At 61.5% G+C, this 3,417-nt stretch carries 3 protein-coding genes; 2 read left to right on the top strand and 1 reads right to left on the bottom strand.

The genetic code is table 11. The features are described 5' to 3' along the window. A partial coding sequence (locus WEB61_RS01265) for a HesB/IscA family protein (protein ID WP_368062514.1) occupies nt 1-235 on the bottom strand: 235 nt, incomplete at its 3' end. A 144-nt stretch (nt 236-379) separates the two neighbouring features. On the opposite strand from WEB61_RS01265, the gene WEB61_RS01270 reads away from it, so the two are divergent. Then, on the top strand, nt 380-1,570 hold the full coding sequence (locus WEB61_RS01270) for a deoxyguanosinetriphosphate triphosphohydrolase (RefSeq protein ID WP_368062515.1): 1,191 nt from the start codon (nt 380-382) through the stop codon (nt 1,568-1,570). Nucleotides 1,571-1,640: 70 nt separating this feature from the next. Continuing rightward, on the top strand, nt 1,641-3,392 hold the full coding sequence (gene argS / locus WEB61_RS01275) for an arginine--tRNA ligase (RefSeq protein ID WP_368062516.1): 1,752 nt from the start codon (nt 1,641-1,643) through the stop codon (nt 3,390-3,392). Nucleotides 3,393-3,417: the final 25 nt, after the last annotated feature.

Genomic DNA, 3,417 nt, shown 5'->3' on the forward strand with positions numbered 1-3,417 from the left:
CCGAAACAGCGTCTATCAGCACCTTGGCGCCGTCCCTTTCGAGGATCAGATCGTCGTCCTGCTTGAGATCGTCCAGCGTGAAACCGTACTGAAAGCCTGAGCAACCACCACCTTGTACCGCCACACGCAACATTGCCCCTTTGCCTTCGGCATTGAGAATCTTGGCAATCTGCCGGGCGGCGCGCGCCGTCAGCGTAATAGGCTTGGTGAGTTCGGCAGTATCGGCGTTGGTCATTGCTGTCTTTCTCCCGGTTGGGCCCGGAAATCGCGCTTTCGGCTTTGAACAATACCAGAATTGGCTTAGCAGATATGTAGTTGCCTGCCGCCCGGTTTTCAAATCGCCGAACCCTGCCTGCAGACCGAAAAGTCGAGGTTTTTCTTGCCGATAGCCAATCCTGCCGCCACCGCGACCTATGCCACCCGCGCCGAGGAGACGCGTGGACGGCTCTTTGCGGAGCCCGAAAGCGCGACGCGGACGCCGTTTCAGCGCGACAGGGACCGGATCATCCACTCCGGCGCGTTCCGCCGTCTCAAATACAAAACCCAGGTCTTCGTCTATCACGAGGGCGACAACTACCGCACCCGGTTGTCTCATTCACTCGAAGTGGCGCAGGTCGCCCGCTCGATCGCCCGTGTGCTCGGCCTCGATGAGGACCTTGCCGAGACACTGGCGCTGGCTCACGATCTCGGCCACACACCATTCGGCCACGCCGGGGAAACGGCGCTGCATCGCTGCATGGACGGTTTCGGCGGCTTCGACCACAACGCCCAGACGCTGCGCATCGTCACAAAGCTGGAGCGGCGCTATGCGCGCTTCGACGGGCTCAATCTGACCTGGGAAACGCTTGAAGGGCTGGTCAAGCATAACGGGCCGGTCGTGTCGCCGGGTCACGGCATCGAGGCGCTGCCGCGCGCCATCGTCGAATATGCCGAGACACAGGATCTCGAACTCTCGACCTATGCAGGGCCGGAAGCGCAGGTGGCGGCGCTGGCCGACGATATCGCCTACAACAACCACGACATCGACGACGGATTGCGCGCCGGGCTCTTCGAAATCGACGACCTGATGGCGTTGCCGCTCGTTGGCGATGCTTTCCGGGGCGTGCTTGACGAGTTTCCGGGACTCGAAGCCGCGCGCGTGATCCATGAGGCGGTGCGGCGCCTGATCGGCACGATGGTCGACGACCTGCTGGCCGAAACGCGCCGTCGGCTGGACGAGGTCCGGCCGGAATCCGCCGCCGAGGTTCGGGCGATGGACCGCCCGCTGGTCGGTTTCAGCGCCGTGATGAACGAACACAATGCGGCGTTGAAATCATTCTTGATGCAGCGCATGTACCGGCACTACCGCGTCAACCGCTCGATGAGCAAGGCACAGCGGACCGTCACCGATCTCTTCGAATTGCTGCATCGGGAACCTGATCTTCTGCCGCCGGAGTGGCAGCGCGGTTGCGACGGGGCTAGCGGCATCAAAACGGCGCGGCGTGTTTGCGACTTTATCGCGGGCATGACCGACCGCTTTGCGATCGAGGAGCATCGGCGGCTCTTCGATCTTCACGATTCAAGGGCCTGAACCGGGGCTGGAAACGGACCTTCGGCGCGGCTAGAGTGCGCGCCCGGCGGCTCCATAAGTGACGGCAACAATGAATATTTTTCGATATTTCGAGGATCGTGTCGAGGCTGCCCTGCGGACACTTGCCGATGAAGGCGTCCTGCCCGCAGGGCTCGACACCTCCCGGGTGGCCGTCGAACCGCCGCGCGATCCCTCGCATGGAGACATGTCGACCAACGCGGCGATGGTGCTGGCGAAGCCCGCAGGCGTCAAACCCCGCGATCTCGCCGATCGGCTGGCGGCGAAGCTCGCCGCCGAGGAAACGGTGACGGAGGTTTCCGTCGCCGGTCCGGGCTTTATCAATCTTCGCTTGAAATCCGAATTCTGGCTGGCCCGCATTCCCGAGATGCTGCGGTCCGGTTCGGCTTACGGCGCAAGCGACATCGGCGCCGGTGAGGCGGTCAATGTCGAATATGTCTCGGCCAATCCGACGGGGCCGATGCATGTCGGCCATGTGCGCGGCGCGGTCTTTGGCGATGCGCTGGCGAACCTTCTGGAGAAAGTCGGCTACAGGGTTTGCCGCGAGTATTATATCAACGATGCGGGCGGGCAGATCGAAGTGTTGGCGCGCAGCGTGCTGCTTCGTTATCGCGAGGCGCTAGGCGAAGAGATCGGCGCGATCCCGGACGGCCTTTATCCGGGCGACTATCTGAAGCCGGTGGGACAGGCGCTTGCCGCCGCGCATGGAAAAAATCTCGTCGAACGAAATGATGAAGCGGAAGCACTGCGGATTGCGCGTGAGGCGGCCATCGAAGCGATGATGGAGTTGATCCGCGGCGATCTCGGGGTTCTCGGTATCACGCATGAGGTTTTCTTTTCCGAACTCTCGCTGCACCGGTCGGGCGCGATCGAGGAAACGGTGAAGCTCCTCGAAGAAAAGGGCCTGATTTACGTTGGTGTGCTTGAACCACCCAAGGGCGAGACGCCGGAAGATTGGGAGCCGCGCCCGCAAACGCTTTTCCGTTCGACTGCGTTCGGCGACGATGCCGACCGAGCGCTCAGGAAATCCGACGGAAGCTGGACCTATTTTGCGCCGGACATCGCCTATCACTACGACAAGTACAGGCGCGGCTACCGTACGTTGATCGATGTCTGGGGCGCCGACCATTCGGGCTACATCAAACGCGTAAAGGCCGCGGTTGCCGCAATCACCGACGACGATGCAGAGATCGATGTGAAGGTCTGCCAGATGGTGCGGCTTTTCCGTAATGGTGAACCGGTGCGGATGTCGAAGCGGGCAGGTGATTTCGTGACGTTGCGCGAGGTGGTGGACGAGGTCGGCAAGGACGCCGTTCGTTTCATGATGCTGACACGCAAGAACGATGCGCCACTCGATTTCGACTTTGCCAAGGTGATGGAACAATCGCGCGACAATCCTGTGTTTTATGTGCAATACGCCCATGCGCGTGTTCATTCCGTTTTGCGAAATGCGGCCGAAGCCGGTTACGATCTTTCCGACGGCGCGCTGGCCAATGCCGATTTTTCGCATCTTGGCGATGAAGCCGAGCTTGCGCTTCTTCGGCTGATGGCAGGGTTTCCGCGTCAGGTGGAGCAGGCAGCCATCGCCCATGAGCCGCATCGGATCGCCTTCTATCTCGACGATCTGGCGGCTGCCTTTCATGGGCTGTGGAACAAGGGCAAGGATGACGCGTCCCTCCGTTTCATCCGCGAAGACGACAAGGATGCTACGCTTGCCAGGCTCGCTTTGATTCGCGCTGCCGCGTATGTCGTTGCCGCCGGTTTGGGGATTCTGGGGGTGGAGCCGACCGAGGAGATGCGCTGATGCCGCACCGAGACGGCGACTGGGA

It is taken from the genome of Parvibaculum sp., assembly GCF_040882025.1.
Taxonomy (GTDB): domain Bacteria; phylum Pseudomonadota; class Alphaproteobacteria; order Parvibaculales; family Parvibaculaceae; genus Parvibaculum.

Excerpts from the sequence above, each read along its gene's own strand:
- argS (WP_368062516.1), top strand. The coding sequence starts at position 1,641 with ATGAATATTTTTCGATATTTCGAGGATCGTGTCGAGGCTGCCCTGCGG.